At 64.3% G+C, this 20,994-nt stretch carries 15 protein-coding genes; 9 read left to right on the top strand and 6 right to left on the bottom strand.

What is annotated here, in order from left to right:
• The first annotated feature begins 13 nt into the window (after positions 1 to 13).
• The 5 genes from ABLE85_RS10515 to ABLE85_RS10495 all read left to right on the top strand — a co-directional run bounded on the left by ABLE85_RS10515 (position 14) and on the right by ABLE85_RS10495 (position 4,817).
• Positions 14 to 1,165 (top strand): aminodeoxychorismate synthase component I, encoded by a 1,152-nt coding sequence (locus tag ABLE85_RS10515; protein WP_348792669.1) that lies wholly within the window; start codon positions 14 to 16, stop codon positions 1,163 to 1,165.
• Entirely contained in the window at positions 1,114 to 1,773 is a 660-nt protein-coding gene (locus tag ABLE85_RS10510) for an aminotransferase class IV family protein (protein WP_348792668.1), read from the top strand. Before ABLE85_RS10515 ends, ABLE85_RS10510 begins: the two co-directional genes overlap by 52 nt.
• An 81-nt stretch (positions 1,774 to 1,854) precedes the next feature.
• Complete coding sequence (locus tag ABLE85_RS10505; protein WP_348792898.1) at positions 1,855 to 2,772, top strand: DUF3445 domain-containing protein; 918 nt, start codon at positions 1,855 to 1,857, stop codon at positions 2,770 to 2,772.
• A 110-nt stretch (positions 2,773 to 2,882) separates the two neighbouring features.
• Positions 2,883 to 4,328, top strand: a complete 1,446-nt coding sequence (locus ABLE85_RS10500) for a homospermidine synthase (protein WP_348792667.1) — start codon at positions 2,883 to 2,885, stop codon at positions 4,326 to 4,328.
• Between the two features lie 99 nt (positions 4,329 to 4,427).
• Positions 4,428 to 4,817, top strand: a complete 390-nt coding sequence (locus tag ABLE85_RS10495; RefSeq protein WP_348792666.1) for a hypothetical protein — start codon at positions 4,428 to 4,430, stop codon at positions 4,815 to 4,817.
• 175 nt (positions 4,818 to 4,992) lie between these two features.
• Here the strand turns inward: ABLE85_RS10495 and ABLE85_RS10490 are convergent, their stop codons facing one another.
• Positions 4,993 to 5,550: a dihydrofolate reductase family protein gene (locus ABLE85_RS10490; RefSeq protein ID WP_348792665.1), complete on the bottom strand. Its 558-nt coding sequence runs from the start codon at positions 5,548 to 5,550 to the stop codon at positions 4,993 to 4,995.
• 178 nt (positions 5,551 to 5,728) lie between these two features.
• Complete coding sequence (locus tag ABLE85_RS10485) at positions 5,729 to 6,727, bottom strand: KpsF/GutQ family sugar-phosphate isomerase (RefSeq protein ID WP_348792664.1); 999 nt, start codon at positions 6,725 to 6,727, stop codon at positions 5,729 to 5,731.
• 307 nt (positions 6,728 to 7,034) lie between these two features.
• Between ABLE85_RS10485 and ABLE85_RS10480 the strand changes: the two genes are divergently transcribed.
• Positions 7,035 to 8,570 (top strand): outer membrane beta-barrel protein, encoded by a 1,536-nt coding sequence (locus tag ABLE85_RS10480; RefSeq protein ID WP_348792663.1) that lies wholly within the window; start codon positions 7,035 to 7,037, stop codon positions 8,568 to 8,570.
• A gap of 87 nt (positions 8,571 to 8,657) precedes the next feature.
• Here ABLE85_RS10480 and galU read toward each other — a convergent pair whose 3' ends face one another.
• Entirely contained in the window at positions 8,658 to 9,563 is a 906-nt protein-coding gene (gene galU / locus ABLE85_RS10475; RefSeq protein WP_348792662.1) for a UTP--glucose-1-phosphate uridylyltransferase GalU, read from the bottom strand.
• Positions 9,564 to 9,770: 207 nt separating this feature from the next.
• On the opposite strand from galU, the gene ABLE85_RS10470 reads away from it, so the two are divergent.
• Positions 9,771 to 10,997: a lytic murein transglycosylase gene (locus tag ABLE85_RS10470; RefSeq protein WP_348792661.1), complete on the top strand. Its 1,227-nt coding sequence runs from the start codon at positions 9,771 to 9,773 to the stop codon at positions 10,995 to 10,997.
• 75 nt (positions 10,998 to 11,072) lie between these two features.
• Complete coding sequence (locus ABLE85_RS10465; RefSeq protein ID WP_348792660.1) at positions 11,073 to 12,296, top strand: DUF459 domain-containing protein; 1,224 nt, start codon at positions 11,073 to 11,075, stop codon at positions 12,294 to 12,296.
• A 41-nt stretch (positions 12,297 to 12,337) separates the two neighbouring features.
• Here ABLE85_RS10465 and ABLE85_RS10460 read toward each other — a convergent pair whose 3' ends face one another.
• On the bottom strand, positions 12,338 to 13,792 hold the full coding sequence (locus ABLE85_RS10460) for a glutamate synthase subunit beta (RefSeq protein ID WP_348792659.1): 1,455 nt from the start codon (positions 13,790 to 13,792) through the stop codon (positions 12,338 to 12,340).
• A 115-nt stretch (positions 13,793 to 13,907) separates the two neighbouring features.
• Positions 13,908 to 18,650 carry a glutamate synthase large subunit gene (gene gltB, locus ABLE85_RS10455; RefSeq protein ID WP_348792658.1) on the bottom strand — a complete coding sequence of 1,581 codons (4,743 nt, stop codon included), beginning with the start codon at positions 18,648 to 18,650 and terminating at the stop codon, positions 13,908 to 13,910.
• 510 nt (positions 18,651 to 19,160) lie between these two features.
• Here gltB and ABLE85_RS10450 point away from each other — a divergent pair.
• Positions 19,161 to 20,210 carry a low specificity L-threonine aldolase gene (locus tag ABLE85_RS10450; RefSeq protein ID WP_348792657.1) on the top strand — a complete coding sequence of 350 codons (1,050 nt, stop codon included), beginning with the start codon at positions 19,161 to 19,163 and terminating at the stop codon, positions 20,208 to 20,210.
• 138 nt (positions 20,211 to 20,348) lie between these two features.
• Here ABLE85_RS10450 and ABLE85_RS10445 read toward each other — a convergent pair whose 3' ends face one another.
• Entirely contained in the window at positions 20,349 to 20,819 is a 471-nt protein-coding gene (locus ABLE85_RS10445) for an Hsp20 family protein (RefSeq protein ID WP_348792656.1), read from the bottom strand.
• Positions 20,820 to 20,994: the final 175 nt, after the last annotated feature.

Genomic DNA, 20,994 nt, shown 5'->3' with positions numbered 1-20,994 from the left:
GCAGGTTAGAAGAATGCCAGCCTCACCGTTCGTTCTCTTCCGGGACGATCCCGCCGGCCACGAACTCCTGTTCGATCGCCCGCGCGAGATCATCATCGCCGATACGCCGGAGAATTTCTTTCCGGCGCTGGATGCAATTCAGGCCGCGCATGACGCGGGAAAATGGCTCGCTGGCTATTTTTCCTACGAGGCCGGCTATCTGCTCGAGCCCAAGCTGCGGCCGATCCTGCCGAAGGGGCGCCGCGCACCGCTGATCTGCCTTGGCGTCTTCGACGGCCCTTCCGACACCTCCCTGCCCTCGTTCCGCAAGTCGGCCACTAACGGCCCGATCTTCGACGCAAGGGCCACCTGGTCCTTCGCCGACTATGAAAGCCGGTTTGCCCGCCTGCACCAGCACCTGCGCCAGGGCGACTGCTACCAGGGCAACCTGACCTTCCCGATCCATGCGCAGTGGTCGGGCGACCCGCTCGCCGCCTTCGATGCCCTGACCGAGCGCCAGCCGGTGAAATACGGCGCGCTGGTTTCGCTGGACAACGGACCGATCGTGCTGTCGCGCTCGCCAGAACTGTTCTTCCAGGTGGATGAGCAAGGTTGGATCGAGACGCATCCGATGAAGGGCACCGCCCCGCGCGGCAAGACCCAGGCCGAGGACGACGCGCAGCGCGATTTCCTGCGCAACGATCCGAAGAACCAGGCAGAAAATCGCATGATCGTCGACCTGCTGCGCAACGACATCTCGCTGGTCAGCGACGTAGGTTCGCTCGACGTGCCGGAACTGTTCCGCATCGAGAGCTACCCGACCGTGCACCAGATGGTGAGCCACGTGCGGGCGAAGCTGCTGCCCGACCTGCCCATCTCGCGCATCTTCGCGGCCCTGTTCCCCTGCGGTTCGATCACCGGCGCGCCAAAAATCCGGGCCATGGAGATCCTGCGCGAACTGGAAGGCACGCCGCGCGACGCCTATTGCGGCGCCATCGGCTGGATCGCACCCGGCGGCACGATGCGCTTCTCGGTTGCCATCCGCACCATTTCGCTCTTCCCCGAGGGCGAGGCGATTTACAATGTCGGCGGCGGCGTGGTGTTCGATTCCACGGCACGGGAGGAATATGACGAATGTCTGCTGAAGGCCCGCTTCGCGACGGGAGCCCCGCCGGCTTCGAGCTGATCGAGACGCTGCGCTGGGAGCCCGAAAGGGGCTTCTTGCGTTTCGAGCGCCATCTTGCCCGGCTGGAAGCGTCAGCAGGCGAGCTTGGCTTCGCCTTCGAAAGACCCGCCGTGGTGCAGGCCCTGACCCGTAGCGTGGGCGGCGACGCGCCGCTTCGCGTCAGGCTGACGCTGGACGCCGGCGGACAGCCGAACGTGACCATCCAGCCATTCGCGCCCCTGCCCGCCGACGCGGTCTGGACCTTGGCGATTGCCGCGACCCGGCTCGATGCCGCCGACCCGCTGCTGCGCCACAAGACGACGCTACGTGCGGCCTACGACGCGGCACGGGCGGAATTTTCGCGCGAGGCGGCCGACGAAGTCATCCTGCTGAATCGGGCCGGCAATGTCTGCGAGGGAACCATCACCACCGTCTTCGCCGACTTGGGCAACGGCCCGCTCAGGACCCCGCCGCTCGGCGACGGTCTGCTTGCCGGCGTGCTGCGCGGCGAACTGCTGGACACGGGCAAGGCCGTGGAAGCGCCGCTGACCGTCGACGACTTGAGGAGTGCTCGCGCGCTCTATGTCGGCAACTCGCTGCGCGGACTGATTTCCGCGCGGCTGGCCTAGTCGTCCCCGGCTTGCACCGGCCTCCAGAGGCTGCTTATCTCGCCGCAAAACCAAAAGGGGGACGAAGCAGCCTTGAACGAAATGCCCATACATACGCCTTATGACGGCTCGACGAAGCCCTTCACCATCGCGCTGAAGACGCTGGACCCGACGGACTGGATCGAGGTTGACAGCGACCTGCCGTCCTATCTGGCGGAAAAGGACCGGCTCTACGCCTCGCTTGCAGACAAGGTCTTCGTCGAGGAAGCCGACACGCGCGCAGCCCAGCGCGAGGTGCTGGACATGCTGGTGTCTTACCTGCTCCAGCACCATCCCGAGACCTACCGGCGAGACGGCCATGAGATCGTGGTGATGGATGGCCGCCGCGTCGACATCGGCGAGGCGGCCGAGCAGCCGCTACGCGCCGCCTCGATGCTGGTGCCGGAAGACCTGATCCTGATGCGCCGGGGTGACGACGGCTGGCGTCTTGCCGCCGGGTCGCTATGCTTCCCCTCTTCCTGGTCGCTCGGCGAAAAATTCGGCCTTGACCTGCAGGACATCCACGAGCCGGTGCCGACCTTCGGTCGCGGCACGCGCACGGCCGACATCATCCAGCGCATCTTCGACAACCTCACCGTCGAGCAGCCCGTGCAGCGGTTCAACTGGTCGCTGCAGGCCGGCAATGACCTCTACATGCCCTTCTCGCAGCAGCAACGCATCGACCGCGCCACCAACCGCCCGTCGAAATTCAGCACTGACGAGATTGCCGCGCAGGCCTTCATCCGCATCGAACGGCAGACGCTGCGCAAGCTTCCAGGCTCGCGCGACATCCTGTTCACGATCCGCATCTATCTCGACCCGCTCGCGGTTCTGGCCAGGCATCCTGAAAGGGCGAGCCTGGCATCGTCCTTCGCGGACCAGCTCGCCGTGCTCGACGAGGCCCAGCTCGACTACAAGGGGCTTACCGCCGACCGTGACCGGCTGGTTGCGGTGCTCGAAAAAATGGCGGCGGAGGCCTGAGGCGACCGCCGATTTCCTCTTTATTGTGACGCCATTCTGTGATCTGGCAATCTGGCGGCCTGCGCAGGCAGAGACCCGAGGCTGCGTGACCCCTCAGGAGTGGATAAAGAATGGCGAATGAAAAATGGCCCGTTTACGGTGAGATCAGCGGCCCGGTGGTAATGATTGGCTTTGGTTCGATCGGCCGGGGGACACTTCCTCTCATCGAGCGCCATTTCAAGTTCGACAAGTCGCGCATGACCGTCATCGACCCACGCGACGACAACCGCCACATTCTCGACGAGCGCGGCATCACCTTCCTCCAGGAGGCGGTGACCAAGGAAAACTACCGCGAGCTGCTGACGCCGCTGCTCACCAAGGGCGGCGGCCAGGGCTTTTGCGTCAACCTCTCGGTCGACACCTCTTCGCTGGAGCTGATGCGGCTGTGCCGCGAGCTCGGCGTGCTCTACATCGACACAGTCGTGGAGCCCTGGCTCGGCTTCTATTTCGACACCACCGCCGACAACGCCTCGCGCACCAACTATGCGCTGCGCGAAACCATCCGCCAGGAAATCCGTGACCAGCCGGGCGGCACCACCGCCATTTCCTGCTGCGGCGCCAACCCGGGCATGGTGTCGTGGTTCGTCAAGCGGGCGCTGGTGAACCTGGCCAAGGATCTCGGCCTCGAATTCACCGAACCGGCGGCCGGCGACCGCGAGGGTTGGGCCAGGCTGATGGAAAAGGCTGGCGTGACGGGAATTCACATCGCCGAGCGCGACACGCAGCTCACCAAGAACCCGAAGCCGCTCAACGTCTTCTGGAACACCTGGTCGGTGGAAGGTTTCATTTCGGAGGGACTGCAGCCTGCCGAGCTCGGCTGGGGCACGCATGAGAAATGGCTGCCCGAAAACGCCAGGGGGCACCAGACCGGCTGCGGGGCGGGCATCTATCTGGAGCAGCCCGGCGCCAACACACGCGTGCGCAGCTGGTGCCCGACTCCGGGCGCGCAATACGGCTTCCTGGTCACGCACAACGAGTCGATCTCGATCGCCGATTTCTTCACCGCTCATGACGAGGACGGCAACGTTACCCACCGACCGACCTGCCACTACGCCTACCATCCGTGCAACGACGCCGTGCTTTCCATGTACGAGATGTTCGGCGCGGCCGGCAGGGCGCAGCCCGTCCAGCACGTGCTCGACGAGGACGAACTGGTGGACGGCAAGGACGAGCTCGGCGTGCTGCTCTACGGCCACGCCAAGAACGCCTATTGGTATGGCTCGCAGCTTTCGTTGGAAGAGGCGCGCAAGCTCGCCCCCTACCAGAATGCCACGGGCCTGCAGGTAACCTCCGCCGTTTTGGCCGGCATGGTCTGGGCGCTCGAAAACCCGCAAGCCGGCATCGTCGACACCGACGCCATGGACTACCGCCGATGCCTGGAGGTGCAGTCACCTTATTTGGGACCCGTGAACGGGTTCTACACCGACTGGACCCCGCTGGAAGGTCGTCCGGGCCTGTTTGCTGAAGACATCGACACGCAGGACCCGTGGCAGTTCCGTAACATACTGGTCCGTTAGGCCGCCTACGCCGAACGACCATCCTGGCAATAGCTTGCAATCGCCCGAAAATGGCGCGATTGCTTTTTCGATGCGGACTGAGGAGAGGATTTTTTAACCATGACGATTGCGCGCAAACTGATTTCGGTAGCGGCGATTGCGGCGGCAGCGGCCAGCCTGGCCGGATGCGTGGGTTCGGGACCCGTTGTCGGCGGACCGATCGCCCTTGCCCCGAGGGGCGTCGAGGGTGAGTGGCTGAGCACCGACGGCGTTGCCGTCTCGAGTTTCTCGGGCGGCGCCTTCCAGACCAATGCGCTCGACACCGGCAACAAGCTGGCCGACGGCAGCTACCGCATGGCCGATGCCCGCACGGTGGAGATCACGGTGCGGTCGCTGATCCGCCAGACGTCGACCAACGTCAACTGCGCCCTGGTGACGCCCAACCAGTTGAATTGCACCAGCTCGGCTGGCCAGCAGTTCGTGCTGACGCGCCGGCTGGTGACCGGCTAAGCCGGCCGCCTTCGCGCAGTCCGCTTTCGCCTCCCCGGCTTCGGGGAGGTTTAGCGTATGACCATGTGTCCCGTTTCCCCTACCCTGCGGGAAATTGCGCCGGCCGCTAACGCACTGCGTCAGCTTCCCCCGTCAGCAGCTAGAGCACTATAAAATAACGACGTCGGGTCGAGACTCAACCGGCGGGTGCGTAGCGCAGCAGGGTCACACCCTGCGTAAGGCTTTCCGTTCCAAGCGGCTTCAGCGTCAGCGACAGGCCAGACCGGAAGTACGGCTTGCCGCCGCCCAGCACGACAGGGTGCACGTAGAGCCAATACTCGTCGATGAGACCTGCTCGCGCGAGATGTGCAGCAAGATCGGCGCCTGCAACACTGATCTGGCCATCCGCCTCCGACTTGAGAGACCTTACCACGTCCTCGACATCGCCGCTCGCCAGCCTGGCATTAGGTCCGACGTCCTGAAGCGTCGTCGAAAACACGATCTTCGGAGTCGCTCGCCAGGCATGGGCAAAATCCAGCTCGACCTCCTCCGCGCCGGTCTCTCGGTCCGGGCTGTCCCAGAAGCGCATCACCTCGTACATCCGGCGTCCGCAGAGCGCGGTCGAGGTCTGTCTCATCATCTCGTTGAAATGCCGGTGCAGCTCTTCTTCAGGCACCGGCAGGGCAATGCCTCCATCCGGCCCGGCGATGTAGCCGTCCAGAGACGTCAGCATAGAATAGACGATCTTGGCCATCGGTCCTCTCACACAGACGCACTACCAATTGCATATTGCAACCAGTCTATCGCAGGGTGAGTGGATTGCAACGCGGAACCTCGCGCGCACTGCTGACGCCGTTTGCAACACCATCGGCGATATTCTCGGCTGCATCAGCGCGACGGAACGCACCAATCCAACGCTACGCGTTCGCCTCTCAGGCGACGCCGATGCGCAAAAGGTCGTGGAAATGGACGACGCCGATCGGGCGGTCGTCCTCGGCCACGATCAGCGCACTGATGTTGTGGTCGTTGAGCACACCGATCGCCGCGCTCGCCAGCATCCGCGGCCCGATGGTCTTGGGCTGCCGCGTCATGATGTCTTCGACCGCCAGTTCGCCGAGGTTGCGGCCCAGGTTACGCGCAAGATCGCCGTCGGTAACGATGCCGGCAAGCCGGCCTTCGTCGTCTACAACGCAGACGCAGCCGAAACGCTTGCGCGACAATTCGGTGATCGCTTCCGGCATGCGGGTGCCGAGTGGCACGAGCGGGATCTTGTCGCCGCGATGCATGATGTCGGCGACGTGAGTGAGATTGGCGCCGAGCTGGCCGCCCGGATGGAAGGTGCGGAAATGGTCGGCCGTGAAGCCGCGCGCCTCGAGCAACGCGACGGCCAGCGCATCGCCGATCACCAGTTGCAGCAGCGTCGAAGTGGTGGGCGCCAGCCCGTGCGGGCAGGCTTCCTGCGCCTTGGGTAGCTTCAGCACCACATTCGCCTCGCGGGCCAGCGCCGAGGTCTCGCCTGAAGTCACCGCGATCAGCGGGATGGCGAAGCGGCGCGCATAGGCGACAATGCCCTTGAGCTCGGCTGTTTCGCCCGACCACGACATGGCGACGATCGCGTCGTCACGGGCGATCATGCCGAGGTCGCCGTGGTTGGCTTCCGAGGGGTGGACGAAAAAAGCGGGCGTGCCCGTCGAGGCTAGCGTGGCGGCGATCTTGGAGCCGATATGGCCGCTCTTGCCGACGCCGGTGACGATCACGCGGCCGCCGATGCCGGCCAGAATGTCCACCGCATCTGCAAAGGGCTCCGCAAGCCCATTGTCCAGCGCTTCGGTCAGCGCGTCGAGGCCGACGCGCTCGGTGCCCACTGTTCGCATCGCCGAGGCGATGGAGGCCTGCCTGTCCGGCCGTTTCTTCAAGGATCCTGCGTGCATGAACGATGCGATTAGCGTGTCGGCGGGCGGCTGTCCAACATTATCGATACAGGCACCTGGGCTTCGGCCACAACCTGCCTCAACCCTCCGTTAACCAGGCGCGTTTACGGTTCGGTAAGTCTGGCGCGACCGCGCCGCGAAATATTGCCAGGTGATAATGTCTCGGGCCGGCCCTGAACAGATACGACGCCCAGGTCCATGGGCGCTGCGCGCCGCGCTCTGCGCGGCAAGCGCGGGGGCCGTGCTTTGCGCCTTTCAAGCCGGAGCTCAGACCGTGGGCTTGCGCGGCGCCGTTTCGGAAGCGGATGTGAACCGCACATTGCTGAACGGCAACGGCCAGTCGCAAGACCAGGCTAGCCAGGATACATCCGCGCAATACGATCCGATGAGCACCGGCGCCATCCCGGACGCGGCGGACGCCGATCTGTTTTCCCTGCCGGCCAATGCGGACGATCCCTTCGCCGATGAGGCGCTACCGGCCGGCACATACCGTCCCCTGACGGCCCGGCAACGGCTTCAGGCCCAGCGTGCGGCTGCGGAGAACCTCCCGCAGCCGCCGAGAGCGGATCTGACGACCGAGGTGGATGATGAAGACGTCAACGGCCCGGCGCTGCGCGCGGCAACTGTCGACACGCAGGAGAACCCGGAGATCGACCAGCGCGCCCAGCGCGTGCGGGCGATAGACGGGCTGCGGCGGACAGACGAGGACCACCCGTTCGAGCCGGTCGGAATCCGCATCGGCTCCTTCGTGCTGCGCTCGTCGCTCGAGCAAGGCCTGACCGCCACGAGCAACGCCAGCCTCAGCCATGGCGGCTCGAGCGCGGTGCTGTCGGAGACGGCGGTGCGCTTCAACGCGGTATCGGACTGGAGAAGCAACTCCGCAGCCATCAACATGTATGGCAACCTGCGGCGCACCCTGTCGGGAGAGGTGGTGAAGGACAGCCAGATCGGCATCGACGGCCGGCTGGATGTCGACCTCGGCAACGACTTCTCCGGTCACGGAGCGATCGGCTATCTGCGCGGCCCCGAAACGGCATCGTCGGCGGTCGTTGTCAATGGGACCGCCTACCAGCCGATCCAGCAGACGGTGACAGGCAGCCTCGGCGTTGAAAAGGGCGTCGGCAAGGCCCGCTTCGGCATAGCCGGCAGGGTCGAGCGCGACATGTTCAACGACGCGGACCTGTCTACCGGCGACACGCTTTCGCAGAAGGACCGCGACTCGACGCTTGCCGCGCTGGCCTTGCGCGGCGGCTACGAGATTTCCCCGGCGCTGACGCCATTCGTCGAAGTGGAGGTCGGGCGGCGCTTCTACACGAACAAGGTCGACCAAAGCGGCTATGAGCGATCCTCCAATCTGTTCGGCAGCCGCGCCGGCGTGGCGATCGACCTGGGCGAGAAGCTGTCGGGTGAGTTCTCCGCCGGCTGGCTGCGCGAAAGCTTCGACGACAGCCGTCTCTCGCCGGTGTCCACGCCCAGCATTGCCGCGGCATTCGCCTGGTCGCCGGAACGCGGCACTGTCGTCAACCTCGCGGGAACCACCACGATCGAAGACACCACGACGGTGGGCGAAAGCGGCTCTGTCCTGTATGCCGCCACCCTGTCGGCTGAGCGCCTGGTTCGTGCCAACCTCACCGCAAACGCGGCACTCGGCGTCGGCTATCGCAACTATTCCAACGCGGGCGGGCACGACGTGCTCTTCAGCGCCGAGGCCGGTGCGACCTGGTGGCTGAACCGCTATACCGGCCTGACCGGCCGCCTGCGCCATGAAAGCCAGAAGAGCAACCTGCCCGACCGCGACTACGACGCCAACAGCGTGTTCGTCGGCCTCACGCTCCAGCGCTGAAGGCGCCAAAGGCTCGCTGCGACGATCGTCTATCTCATCAGGGGCACTGGCCAAGAAAAAGGGCCGGAAATTCGGCCCTTCATCGGTTCATCGCGGCATCTTGCGGCGTTCCATCGGCCGAAGTTCCTTCAACATGCGTTCCAGCATGCAGGCAACGTTCTCGTGCATGTCGGGCCGCCACAACGAGAAGGCGACATTGGCCTCGATGAAGCCCTCGGGTGAGCCGCAGTCGAAGGTGAGGCCCTGATACTGGTAGCCATAGAAGGGCTGCTGCTTGCCCAGCTTCAGCATGGCGTCGGTAAGCTGGATCTCGTTGCCGGCGCCCCTCTCCTGCCCCTCGAGTATCTTGAAGATCTCCGGCTGCAAGATGTAGCGGCCGTTGATGTAGAGGTTGGACGGCGCCGTGCCCGGCTTCGGCTTCTCCACCATACCGGTGATCTCGAAGCCCGAATGCACCTCGCGACCGCGACCGACGATGCCGTATTTGTGGGTCTCGGCCGGATCGCATTCCTGGACAGCAACGACGTTCTGACCGGTCTGCTCGTAGAGCTTGACCATCTCCTTCAGGCAACTGTGGTCGAGCTGCATGATCATGTCGGGCAGGAGCAGCGCAAAGGGCTCGTCGCCGACCAGATCACGCGCGCACCAGACGGCGTGGCCGAGGCCGAGGGGCACCTGCTGGCGCGTGAAGCTGGTCTGGCCGGGCGAAGGTTGCAGGCGCTGGAGGCGGGAAAGCTGGTCTTCCTTCCCGCGCTGCGACAACGTGTCGTAGAGTTCGAACTGCACGTCGAAATGGTCTTCGATGACGGCCTTGTTGCGGCCGGTCACGAAGATGAAGTGTTCGATACCGGCCTCGCGCGCCTCGTCGACGACATACTGGATGACCGGGCGATCGACGACCGTCAGCATCTCCTTGGGAATCGATTTGGTGGCCGGAAGGAAGCGCGTACCGAGACCCGCGACCGGGAATACTGCCTTGCGGACTTTTTTCATGTGGCACCGTTTCAGAATGTCACACCGTGTCTATCACGGCTCGTGACATTTTCATGTCGAAATTGATGAATATTAAATGCCGCTCCCGCCAGCACGCGCCGGTGGGCTTCGGGACGGCTTCCGGCGCTCGAATTTCGTCATGGTAAACGAATTGATAACCCCATTGGGCAATGAATGAGTCTTTCGAGGACCTATAAGGAGGGACAAATGCTCGTTCGCAAGACCGCAAGTCGTTTCGCGGCCGCCGCCGCGGCTGTCGGCCTTTCGCTCGCCCTGCTCCTCCCGGCGAGCCCGGCTTCGGCCGATGCCGGTTTCCAGCGCTGGATCGCAGGCTTCCGCACCACGGCCGCGCAAAACGGAATTTCGGGCACGACCTTCGACCGCGCGTTCCGCAACGTGCGCGACGTGGACCCGGAAGTGCTGGAGAAGGCGCGCTACCAGCCTGAGTTCACTGCTCCGGTCTGGGACTATTTCGACAACCGCGTGCATGAGCAATCTGTGGCCACCGGCCGCGCCATGGCGCAGCAGTGGAAACCCTGGCTCGACCGCATCGAGGCCCGTTTCGGCGTCAGCCGCTACATCCTGCTCGCCATCTGGTCGATGGAATCGAACTACGGCGAAACCCTCAAGAACGATCAGATCATGCGCAACGTCGTACGCTCGCTCGCCACGCTGGCCTATGGCGACCCGAAGCGCGCCAACTTCGCGCAGACCCAGCTCATCTCGGCGTTGAAGATCCTGCAAAGCGGAGACATCGACGAAAGCCATCTGATGGGCTCCTGGGCCGGGGCGATGGGCCATACCCAGTTCATCCCGACCAGCTACCAGAAATATGCGGTCGACATCGACGGTAACGGCAAGCGCGACATATGGAACTCGGTGCCTGATGCGCTGGCCACCGCCGCCAACCTCTTGAGCAAGAATGGCTGGCAGACCGGCCGCACCTGGGGCTACGAGGTTTCGCTGCCGCAGGGGGGAAAGTTCCCCGGAGGTTCCCTGCCGGTGGGCAAGTGGCAGAGCCTGGGCGTGACCCGCGCCAAGGGCAAACCCTTCCGCGACGGCTCCGAAATGGCCGAACTGAAGGTCCTGGACGGCCGTTCTGGCCCCGCCTTCCTGATGACCAAGAATTTCTCGGTACTCAAGCGCTACAACAGTTCCGACAAATATGCGCTCGCAGTCGGCCTGCTCGCCGACGAGATCGCCGGCTATGGCGGGCTGGTGCGGGACTGGAACCGGCCCTTCACGAAGCTGTCCTTCGTCGAAAAGCAGGAGCTGCAGCAGCGTCTCTCCACTTTTGGCTATTACCAGGGCAAGTTCGATGGCAAGATAGGCGAAGGATCGCGCGCCGCCATCCGTGCCTTCCAGGCGCAAGCCGGCATGAGCCAGGATGGCCACCCGAGCATGGAGGTGCTTTCGCTGCTGCGAAAGCGGTAACCGGGATCGTTCCCAACGGAGCCGGTATTGCCACCGAAAAGGCCAGAGTTTCGAGCATGGGTGCCGGCGCTGATCATGGCGCTGGCATTTCTGTCGGGCGGCATTGCGGCGATCATGCCCTTCCCTGCTTACGCACAGGAGCGAGTGTTCCGACCCTGGAACCTGTTCGATCTTTTCTTGCCCCGCCGGGAAAGACGTTTCGAGCCGCCCCAGGGCATGCCGGAAGGGAGGCCGCTGACGAGGCAGAAGACGCATTCGCCCAAGAAGACGACGCACAACCCGCAGGCTGTCGAGCCGCAACCGACGGTGGTCGAGAAGCAGCCGAACGCCAAGGTAGTGCTGGTGGTCGGCGATTTCCTCGGCAGCGGGCTGGCCGAGGGCCTGGCCACGGTCTATGCGGAGAATCCGAATGTCGTCGTGATTGACAAGTCGAAAGGTTCCTCCGGCTTCGTGCGAGAAGATTTCTTCGACTGGAGCAAGGAAATCGGACCGCTGATCCAAGCTGAAAAGCCCGCCGCAATCGTCGTCATGCTGGGCTCCAACGACCGCCAGCGGATGCGCGTCGGCAATGCTGGCGAGACGTTGGGGACGGAGAATTGGAACACCGAATACGGTCGCCGAACGGAAGCGCTGGCCAAGGCCATCGCGGCCAGCAAGGTGCCCTTCGTCTGGGTAGGTATGCCGCCCTTCAGGTTCACCAAGATGACGGCGGACATGCTGGCGTTCAACGACGTCTATCGCGCGGCAACCGAAGGTTCCGGCGGCGAGTTCGTCGATGTCTGGGAAGGCTTCGTCGATGACAACGGCGCCTTCGTGACGACAGGGCCCGATGTGAACGGGCAGCCGGTGCGCCTGCGCTCCGACGACGGCATCAACTTCACGCGCGCAGGCAAGCGGAAGCTCGCCTTCTACGCCGAAAAGCCGCTCGACAAGATCCTCGGCGTGGCCGCGATGCCGGGAGCGCCGGCTTCAGCACTGCCGTCTCTGGCGCCCGGCTCCAAGAAGGCGGCTCCAGTGGACCACACCCCGCCCATTTCGCTGAGCGATCCGTCGCTTGACGGTGGCAGCGAACTCATGGGGGCACGGGTGGGCCTGAAGCATCAGCCCGCGGATTCGCCAAGCGAAAAACTGACCGTAGAGGGCATTGCGCCGCCGCCCTCGCCTGGACGCGCCGACGATTTTTCCTGGCCGCCCGGATCCAGTGCCTCACCACCCGCTGCGCCGCCACCCGCTTCCGCGCCCCCGCCGGCCGCGTCGACGCCGCCGTCAGCCGCCAAAAGAAAGACGGCCTCTCCGTAAACGAAGAGGCCGCTCGTATTTTCGAGTGCGAATTCTGCAGCTTATCGCGGCAGGACGCTCGTCCCCATCAGCGCTTCGTCGATGGCACGGGCTGCCTGGCGACCCTCGCGGATCGCCCACACCACCAGCGACTGGCCGCGCCGCACGTCGCCGGCCGCATAGAGCCGGTCGATGCTGGTGCGATAGTCGCGCTCGTTGGCCTCGACATTGGTCGAGCGGCGGGCGTCGACGCGAGTCTTCAGAGCCTCGCCCAGCTCCCCCGTCACGCCGCCGGCAATCGGGCCGGCAAAGCCGATGGCGATGAAGGCGAGGTCCGCGCGGATGACGAATTCGGTGCCGGCGATGGGCAGGCGCTTTTCATCCACCTCGCAGCACTTGACGCCGGTGAGCTGCCCGTCCTCGCCGATGAACTCAAGCGTCGCCACCTGGAACTCTCGCTCCGCGCCCTCGGCCTGGCTGGAGGAGGTGCGCATCTTCGTCGCCCAATAGGGCCAGACGGCGAGCTTGTTTTCCTTTTCCGGCGGCTGCGGCCGGATGTCGAGCTGGGTGACACGCACCGCGCCCTGGCGGAAGGCCGTACCGATGCAGTCGGAAGCGGTGTCGCCGCCGCCCACCACCACCACATGCTGGCCGCTGGCGTAGATGGACTGCGAAGGCCACGCAGCCGACTGGATATCCTCCTGTGCCACGCGCTTGTTCTGCTGGACGAGGTAAGGCATCGCGTCATGCACGCCCGCGAGTTCCTCGCCGGGGATGCTGGCCGCGCGCGGCTTTTCGGAGCCGCCGCAATAGAGCACGGCATCATATTCGGCGAGCAGTTCGGAGACCTTCTTGTCGACACCGACGTTGACGCCGCAGAAGAAGACCACGCCCTCGCCATGCATCTGCTGGACGCGGCGGTCGATATAGTGCTTCTCCATCTTGAAGTCGGGAATGCCGAACCGCATCAGTCCGCCCGGACGGCTCTCGCGCTCGTAGACGTGCACGTCATGGCCGACGCGGCCAAGCTGCTGGGCCGCGGCCATACCGGCCGGTCCCGAGCCAATGATGGCGACACGCTTGCCGGTTTTCCTTTCCGCCGGCTCAGGGCGAACGAGGCCGAGTTCGTAGGCCTTGTCGGCGAGCGCCTGCTCGATCGTCTTGATCGCCACCGGAACGTCCTCGAGGTTCAGCGTGCAGGCCTCCTCGCAGGGCGCGGGGCAGACGCGGCCGGTGAATTCCGGGAAGTTGTTGGTGGAGTGCAGGTTGCGGATCGCCGTCGCCCAATCGCCATTGTAGACGAGATCATTCCAGTCCGGAATCTGGTTGTGGATCGGGCAGCCCGTGGGGCCGTGGCAGTAGGGTATGCCGCAATCCATGCAGCGGGCCGCCTGCTTCTCAACTTCGCTATCCGACAGCGGCAACGTGAATTCGCGGAAGTGCCGGATACGGTCAGCGGCAGGCTGATACTTGTGCACCTGCCGGTCTATCTCAAGGAAACCTGTAACCTTGCCCATTTCAAAACTCTTGTTCGTGGGTCGCCGCGCCCGCGCGGCAAAATCGCAATCTGGGTGAAGATGACGGCGTCGGGCGGCCGGCTTCGCCGCCCGTCGCCGTGCGCTGCAGCGGAAACTATTCCGCCGCCACGCCCATGCGCATGCGTTCCATCTCGATCAGCGCGCGGCGATATTCGACCGGCATGACCTTGCGGAACTTCGGCCGATAATTCGCCCAGTCGTCCAGGATCTGCTTGCCCCGGGTCGAACCGGTGTAATGCACATGGTTCGAGATGAGCTGGTACAGGCGCTCCTCGTCGTGACTGCTCATGTCCTCGGACACGTCGACGCGACCCTTGTGGTCGATGTCGCCGCCATGATGGAGCAGCTTCTCGAGCATGTCGTCTTCCGCCGGAACCGGCTCGAGCTCGACCATGGCCATGTTGCAGCGCTCGGCGAAATCGCCGGCCTCGTCCAGCACATAGGCGACACCGCCCGACATGCCGGCCGCGAAGTTGCGCCCCGTCTTGCCGATGACGACGACGACACCGCCGGTCATGTACTCGCAGCCATGGTCACCCACGCCCTCGACCACCGTCACGGCACCGGAGTTGCGCACGGCGAAGCGTTCGCCGGCCACGCCACGGAAGTAGCACTCGCCTTCGATGGCGCCGTAGAGCACGGTGTTGCCAACGATGATGGATTCCTCGGCGACGATGCGGGAGTTCTCCGGCGGGCGGATGACGATGCGACCGCCTGACAGGCCCTTGCCGACATAGTCGTTGCCGTCGCCGACCAGCTCGAAGGAGATGCCGCGCGCCAGGAACGCGCCGAAGGATTGCCCCGCAGTGCCGGTAAGCTTGACCGAGATGGTGTCGTCGCGCAGGCCCTTGTGGCGGAAGCGCTTTGCCACCTCGCCCGACAGCATCGCGCCGGCGGAGCGGTCGACGTTGCGGATTTCGGCCTCGATGGTCACCGCCTGCCTGGCTTCCAGAGCCGGCTTGGCCATCTCGATCAGCTTGCGGTCGAGCACGTCGTCGATCGGGTGCTTCTGCCGCTCGGTCCAGTGCATTGCCTCGGGCGCGGCCTTCGGCTTGTGGAACAGTCGGCTGAAGTCCAGCCCGCGCGCCTTCCAGTGCTCGATCACCGCCCGCTTCTCCAGAAGATCGGTGTTGCCGACGATCTGGTCGAGATGGGTGAAGCCCATCCTGGCGAGCAGCTCGCGCACCTCTTCCGCGACATAGAAGAAGTAGTTGATGATGTGCTCGGGCGCGCCCTTGAAGCGCTTGCGCAGCACCGGGTCCTGGGTGGCGACGCCAACCGGGCAAGTATTGAGATGGCACTTGCGCATCATGATGCAGCCCGCCGCGATCAGCGGCGCGGTGGAGAAGCCGAACTCGTCGGCGCCCAGCAGCGCGCCGATTACGACGTCGCGGCCGGTCCGCAGGCCGCCGTCGACCTGCAGCGCCACGCGGCTGCGCAGGCCGTTCAGCACCAGCGTTTGGTGCGTCTCTGCAAGGCCCATCTCCCACGGCGAGCCGGCGTGCTTCAGCGAGGTAAGTGGCGAAGCGCCGGTGCCCCCGTCATAACCGGCGATGGTGATGTGGTCGGCGCGCGCCTTGGCAACGCCTGCAGCAACCGTGCCCACGCCGACTTCCGAGACGAGCTTGACCGACACGTCGGCCGCCGGATTGACGTTCTTCAGATCGTAGATGAGCTGCGCTAGGTCCTCGATCGAGTAGATGTCGTGGTGCGGCGGCGGCGAGATGAGACCGACGCCCGGCGTGGAGTGGCGGGTCTTGGCAATCGTCGCGTCGACCTTGTGGCCGGGCAGCTGGCCGCCCTCGCCGGGCTTTGCCCCTTGCGCGACCTTGATCTGCATCATGTCGGAATTGACAAGATATTCGGCCGTGACGCCGAAGCGGCCGGAGGCCACCTGCTTGATCGCCGAACGCTCGGGGTTCTGCTTGCCGTTGGGCAGAGGCAGATAGCGATCGGGTTCCTCGCCGCCCTCGCCGGTGTTGGACTTGCCGCCGATCTGGTTCATGGCTCGCGCCAGTGTAGTGTGCGCCTCGCGGCTGATCGAACCGAACGACATCGCGCCGGTGGAGAAGCGCTTGACGATCTCGGCCGCCGGCATCACCTCGTCGAGCGGCACCGGCTTGCGCCCGGTCTCCTCGGCGAGCTTGACGTGGAAGAGGCCGCGAATGGTCTGGGCGCGCGCCGTCACGCTGTCGATCTGCTCGGAGAACTCCTTGAAGGTTTCCCACGAGCCCTTGCGCACGGCGTGCTGGAGCGAGGCCACCGCATCGGGCGACCAGATATGTGCCTCGCCGCGCATGCGGTACATGTACTCGCCGCCCACCTCGAGCGAATTGCGCAGCACCGGGTCTTCGCCGAATGCCTCCGCATGACGGCGCACCGTTTCGGCGGCGATCTCCTCCAGTCCGACGCCTTCGATGAGGGTAGCGGTGCCGGTGAAATACTTGTCCACGAAGTCCGTCTTCAAGCCCACTGCGTCGAAGATCTGCGCGCCGCAATAGGACTGGTAGGTCGAGATGCCCATCTTGGACATGACCTTGAGGATGCCCTTGCCGATCGACTTGATGTAGCGATTGACCAGTTCCCGCTCGTCGACTTCCGACGGGAAGGCGCCGCGGCGGTGCATGTCGATGAGAGTGTCGAAGGCTAGATAGGGGTTGATCGCCTCCGCGCCATAGCCTGCAAGACAGCAGAAATGGTGGATTTCGCGCGGCTCGCCCGACTCGACCACCAGGCCGACCGAAGTGCGAAGGCCCTTGCGGATCAGGTGGTGGTGCACCGCAGCCGTTGCCAGCAGCGTCGGGATGTCGATGCGGTCAGGCCCGACCTGGCGGTCGGAAAGGACGATGATGTTGTAGCCGCCGGCGACCGCCGCCTCGGCACGCTCGCACAGCCGCTCGATTGCCGCCGGCATGCCCGCCGCGCCCTCATTGGCCGCATAGGTGATGTCGATGGTCTTGGTGTCGAACCGGTCCTCGGTATGGCCGATGGAGCGGATCTTCTCCAGGTCGGCATTGGTCAGGATCGGCTGGCGCACTTCCAGCCGCTTGCGACGCGAGGTGCCGACGAGGTCGAAGATGTTGGGCCGCGGTCCGATGAAGGACACGAGGCTCATCACCAGCTCCTCGCGGATCGGGTCGATCGGCGGGTTGGTGACCTGGGCGAAGTTCTGCTTGAAATAGGTGTAGAGCAGCTTCGTCTTGTCGGACATGGCCGAGATCGGCGTGTCGGTGCCCATCGAGCCAACAGCCTCCTGGCCCGTGGTGGCCATGGGCGACATCAGGAGCTTGAGGTCTTCCTGCGTGTAGCCGAAGGCCTGCTGGCGATCGAGCAGCGAGACGTCCTTGCGCAGCTCGCGCGGTTCCACCGGCTTCAGATCCTCGAGGATGAGCTGGGTGTTGGCGAGCCACTTCTTATAGGGATGCCTCTTCGCGATTTCCGACTTGATCTCCTCGTCGGAGACGATGCGGCCCTTTTCCAGGTCGATCAGCAGCATCTTGCCGGGCTGAAGGCGCCACTTGGTAACGATGTGCTCTTCGGCCACCGGCAGCACGCCGGCTTCGGAGGCCATGATGACACGGTCGTCGTCGGTGACGATGTAGCGCGCCGGACGAAGCCCGTTGCGGTCAAGCGTCGCGCCGATCTGGCGACCGTCGGTGAAAGCCACCGCGGCAGGGCCGTCCCACGGCTCCATCAGGGCCGCGTGGTATTCGTAGAAGGCCTTGCGGTCGTTATCCATGAGCTTGTTGCCGGCCCAGGCTTCCGGGATCAGCATCATCATGGAATGCGCGAGCGAATAGCCACCCTGCCAGAGGAACTCGAGCGCGTTGTCGAAGCAGGCCGTGTCCGACTGCCCCTCATAGGAGATCGGCCACAGCTTGGAGATGTCGTTGCCGAAGAGTTCGGAGTCGACCGAGGCCTGCCGTGCAGCCATCCAGTTGTTGTTGCCGCGCACGGTGTTGATCTCGCCGTTGTGGGCGACCATGCGGTAAGGATGCGCCAGCTTCCACGACGGGAATGTGTTGGTCGAAAAGCGCTGGTGGACCAGGATCAGTGCCGTCTGGAAGCGCGGGTCCGACAGGTCCTTGTAGTAGGCGCCGACCTGATAGGCGAGGAACATGCCCTTGTAGACGATGGTTCTCGAGGACATGGACACGCAGTAGGAGCCGATGTCGCGATTGCCGTTTTCGGCATAGATGCGACCCGAGATCACCTTGCGCAGGATGTAGAGTCGGCGCTCGTATTCGTCGTCGTTTTCCAGTTCGGCCGGGCGGCCGAAGAAGGCCTGGCGGTGGCAGGGTTCAGCCGCCACGATCTCCGGAGCCTTGGAAAGCGACGAGTTGTCGACCGGCACGTCGCGGAAGCCGAGGAAGGGGATGCCTTCCGACTGCGCTGCCTCGCGGATGATGCCCTCGATGTGCTCGCGCTGGGCAGCGTCCTGCGGCATGAACCAGTGGCCGACGCCGTAATGGCCCGGCTGCGGCAGCTCTACGCCCAGCTTCGCCATTTCCTCGCGAAAGAAGCGGTCGGGAATCTGCACCAGAACGCCGGCACCGTCGCCAACCAGCGGATCGGCACCGACGGCGCCGCGGTGGGTCAGGTTGTTCAGCATGAACAGCCCGTCGACGATCAGCTGATGCGACTTCTGCCCCTTCATGTTGGCGATGAAGCCAACGCCGCAGGCATCGTGCTCGTTACGCGGGTCGTAGAGCCCCTGCGCGGCGGGAGGGACACAAGTTATCGGAGGAGTAGTGGTGGTAGTCGTCGTTTTGGCGTCCATGGCTTTCGTCTGCGCGGGCGCCCAAGGCTGCGTCGTCACAGATGTCATGTCCGTCATCTTCCTACCTTTTTGATCTCCTGCCCTTGACGGGCGTCTTTCCACTCCCTGCCAGCCCGGCGGCGGTTCCGTCGGCCGGCGGCACATCTTGTCGAGGTTCCATGGAGGGGCACACTGCGGTGGCGGTATGCCGTCCCTTGGCAGATGCGCGGAATTGAGCCGCACCGGCGGCCAGCCCGGCATCCATCGCAGCCATCGCCAGACTAGACGTAATTATACGCCCAATCCGTCATGTTTTGCGCAGACAAAATAAGACAGCACTACTGTCCTAATTTTTTATCGCAGACTTTTTTGCCCTGCACAAGACGTTTTCACAAAAAAACGACGGCAAGAGCGAAACAAAGTTTCACATCTTTATGACAGTCTGAAATTTTCGGACGGATGCCATGCCGACCGGTTTCGCGTGGCCCGGTGACAGCGTGACGGAATTTTACGTTCTGGCTCTTGCGGGCATGGCCGGAAACCGGTCAAGGTCCGCTCACTTTCAACCCGTATTCCCGGAACGACAGCATGTTTTTTGCCTCAGACAACTGGGCCGGCGCCCATCCCAAGATCGCAGCCGGCCTTTCGGCCCATGCCTCGGGCTTCGCCTCGGCCTATGGCACCAGCGACATAGACCGCAAGGTGGGCGAGCGCTTCAACGAGATCTTCGAGCGCGAGGTCGCGGTGTTCTTCGTCGGCACCGGAACGGCCGCCAACTCGCTGTCGCTGGCCGCCTTCAACCAGAACGGCGGCGTCTCCTTCATGCACCGCGAGGCGCATATGCTGGAGGACGAATGCGGCGCGCCGGAATTCCTGACCGGCGGCTCGCGGCTGCGTGCGGTCGACGGGCCGCTCGGACGCATGACCCCTGAGAACCTTGAGCATGCCCTCTCCCACTTCGAGCCGGAGTTCGTCCATTCCGGCCGGCCGATGGCGGTCTCTATCACCCAGGCCACCGAGGTTGGCACCGTCTACAGCCTCGCCGACATCGACGCGATCGCGGCGGCGGCCAAGAAGCGCAACCTGCCGCTGCACATGGACGGCGCGCGCTTCGCCAACGCGCTTGTGGCTCTCGAGGCGACGCCCGCCGAGATGACCTGGAAGCGCGGCGTCGACATCGTCTCCTTCGGCGGCACGAAGAACGGCTGCTGGTGCGCCGAGGCGGTGGTCCTGTTCGACACGTCGAAGGCGCGCGAGTTCGGCTTCCTGCGCAAGCGGGGGGCCCAGCTTTTCTCGAAATCGCGCTTCATCGCGGCGCAGTTCGACGCCTATCTGGCCGACGACCTGTGGCTGAAGACCGCGCGCCACGCCAACGCCATGGCCGCGCATCTGGCCGACGCCCTGGCCGCCTCTGGCAAGGCCCGCCTTGCCTGGCGGCCACAGGCCAATGAGGTCTTCGCGATCATGCCGAAGGCGACCATGAAGGCGCTGAACGACGCCGGCGCCGTGTTCTATCCGTGGAATACGCCGCGCGGCTATACCGACCCGATCGGCCCCGACGAAACCTTGTGCCGTTTCGTCACCAGCTTCGCGACCACCGCCGAGGAGATCGACCGCTTCGGCGCGCTCATAGCCTGAGGACTCGGCCGCGCCCATTCGGACGACCGCTTCGGCCTTTCCGAATGATGCGCAATTGAGGACAAAAAAAGCGGCGCCCCAAAAGGGGCGCCGCTTTGCTCGGGAGGAGCGTTCCGGTTAAGACCGGATGGGTTCGTGTCAGTGGGTAGCCTTGGCCTCGATCTGCTTGGCTTCCTTGTCGGCGGCCGTCGCGATCGTGATCCTGCGCGGCTTCAGCTCTTCCGGAACCGTCCGTTTCAGATCGATGTGCAGAAGGCCGTTCTTCAGCTTCGCGCCGATTACGTCGACGTGATCGGCAAGCTGGAAGCGGCGCTCGAAAGCGCGCGAGGCGATACCGCGATAAAGCACTTCGGTGCCTTCGCCGTCGGGGCCTTCCTTGCGCTCGCCCTTGATGCTGAGCACGTTGCGGTGGGCCTCGATCGCAATGTCGTCTTCCGAGAAGCCGGCCACCGCCATGCTGATGCGATAGGCATCCTCACCCGTCCGCTCGATGTTGTAGGGCGGATAGGTCTGGCCGTTTTCGGGCTGGCCAAGGGAATCGAGCATCGTGAAAAGGCGGTCGAAGCCGACGGTCGAACGATAGAGCGGAGAAAAATCAACATGACGCATAGTTCTGTTCTCCAGTGAGCAACACGTTTCGCGTTTGACCAGCGGGGAAATCCGTTATGGCATCTCGGCGTGGTCAGCGGCCCCGACATCGGCGACCGCATCAGACATTTGGGGGGTCCCTGACGCCGTTTCAAGGGGCAACCATCGCGTGAAAACCGGCTCGATGAACGCCAGA

Source organism: Mesorhizobium sp. KR1-2 (assembly GCF_040045035.1).
Taxonomy (GTDB): Bacteria; Pseudomonadota; Alphaproteobacteria; order Rhizobiales; family Rhizobiaceae; genus Pseudaminobacter.
Note: the sequence above shows the minus strand (reverse complement) of the source record. Positions and strands in the feature narration are given on the sequence as shown.

Bases quoted from the DNA above. Each gene is read 5' to 3' on its own strand.
- ABLE85_RS10515 (WP_348792669.1), top strand. From the start codon at position 14: ATGCCAGCCTCACCGTTCGTTCTCTTCCGGGACGATCCCGCCGGCCAC.
- ABLE85_RS10510 (WP_348792668.1), top strand. From the start codon at position 1,114: ATGTCTGCTGAAGGCCCGCTTCGCGACGGGAGCCCCGCCGGCTTCGAG.
- ABLE85_RS10505 (WP_348792898.1), top strand. From the start codon at position 1,855: ATGCCCATACATACGCCTTATGACGGCTCGACGAAGCCCTTCACCATC.
- ABLE85_RS10500 (WP_348792667.1), top strand. From the start codon at position 2,883: ATGGCGAATGAAAAATGGCCCGTTTACGGTGAGATCAGCGGCCCGGTG.
- ABLE85_RS10495 (WP_348792666.1), top strand. From the start codon at position 4,428: ATGACGATTGCGCGCAAACTGATTTCGGTAGCGGCGATTGCGGCGGCA.
- ABLE85_RS10490 (WP_348792665.1), bottom strand. From the start codon at position 5,550: ATGGCCAAGATCGTCTATTCTATGCTGACGTCTCTGGACGGCTACATC.
- ABLE85_RS10485 (WP_348792664.1), bottom strand. From the start codon at position 6,727: ATGCACGCAGGATCCTTGAAGAAACGGCCGGACAGGCAGGCCTCCATC.
- galU (WP_348792662.1), bottom strand. From the start codon at position 9,563: ATGAAAAAAGTCCGCAAGGCAGTATTCCCGGTCGCGGGTCTCGGTACG.
- ABLE85_RS10470 (WP_348792661.1), top strand. From the start codon at position 9,771: ATGCTCGTTCGCAAGACCGCAAGTCGTTTCGCGGCCGCCGCCGCGGCT.
- ABLE85_RS10465 (WP_348792660.1), top strand. From the start codon at position 11,073: ATGGCGCTGGCATTTCTGTCGGGCGGCATTGCGGCGATCATGCCCTTC.
- ABLE85_RS10460 (WP_348792659.1), bottom strand. From the start codon at position 13,792: ATGGGCAAGGTTACAGGTTTCCTTGAGATAGACCGGCAGGTGCACAAG.
- gltB (WP_348792658.1), bottom strand. From the start codon at position 18,650: ATGACGGACATGACATCTGTGACGACGCAGCCTTGGGCGCCCGCGCAG.
- ABLE85_RS10450 (WP_348792657.1), top strand. From the start codon at position 19,161: ATGTTTTTTGCCTCAGACAACTGGGCCGGCGCCCATCCCAAGATCGCA.
- ABLE85_RS10445 (WP_348792656.1), bottom strand. From the start codon at position 20,819: ATGCGTCATGTTGATTTTTCTCCGCTCTATCGTTCGACCGTCGGCTTC.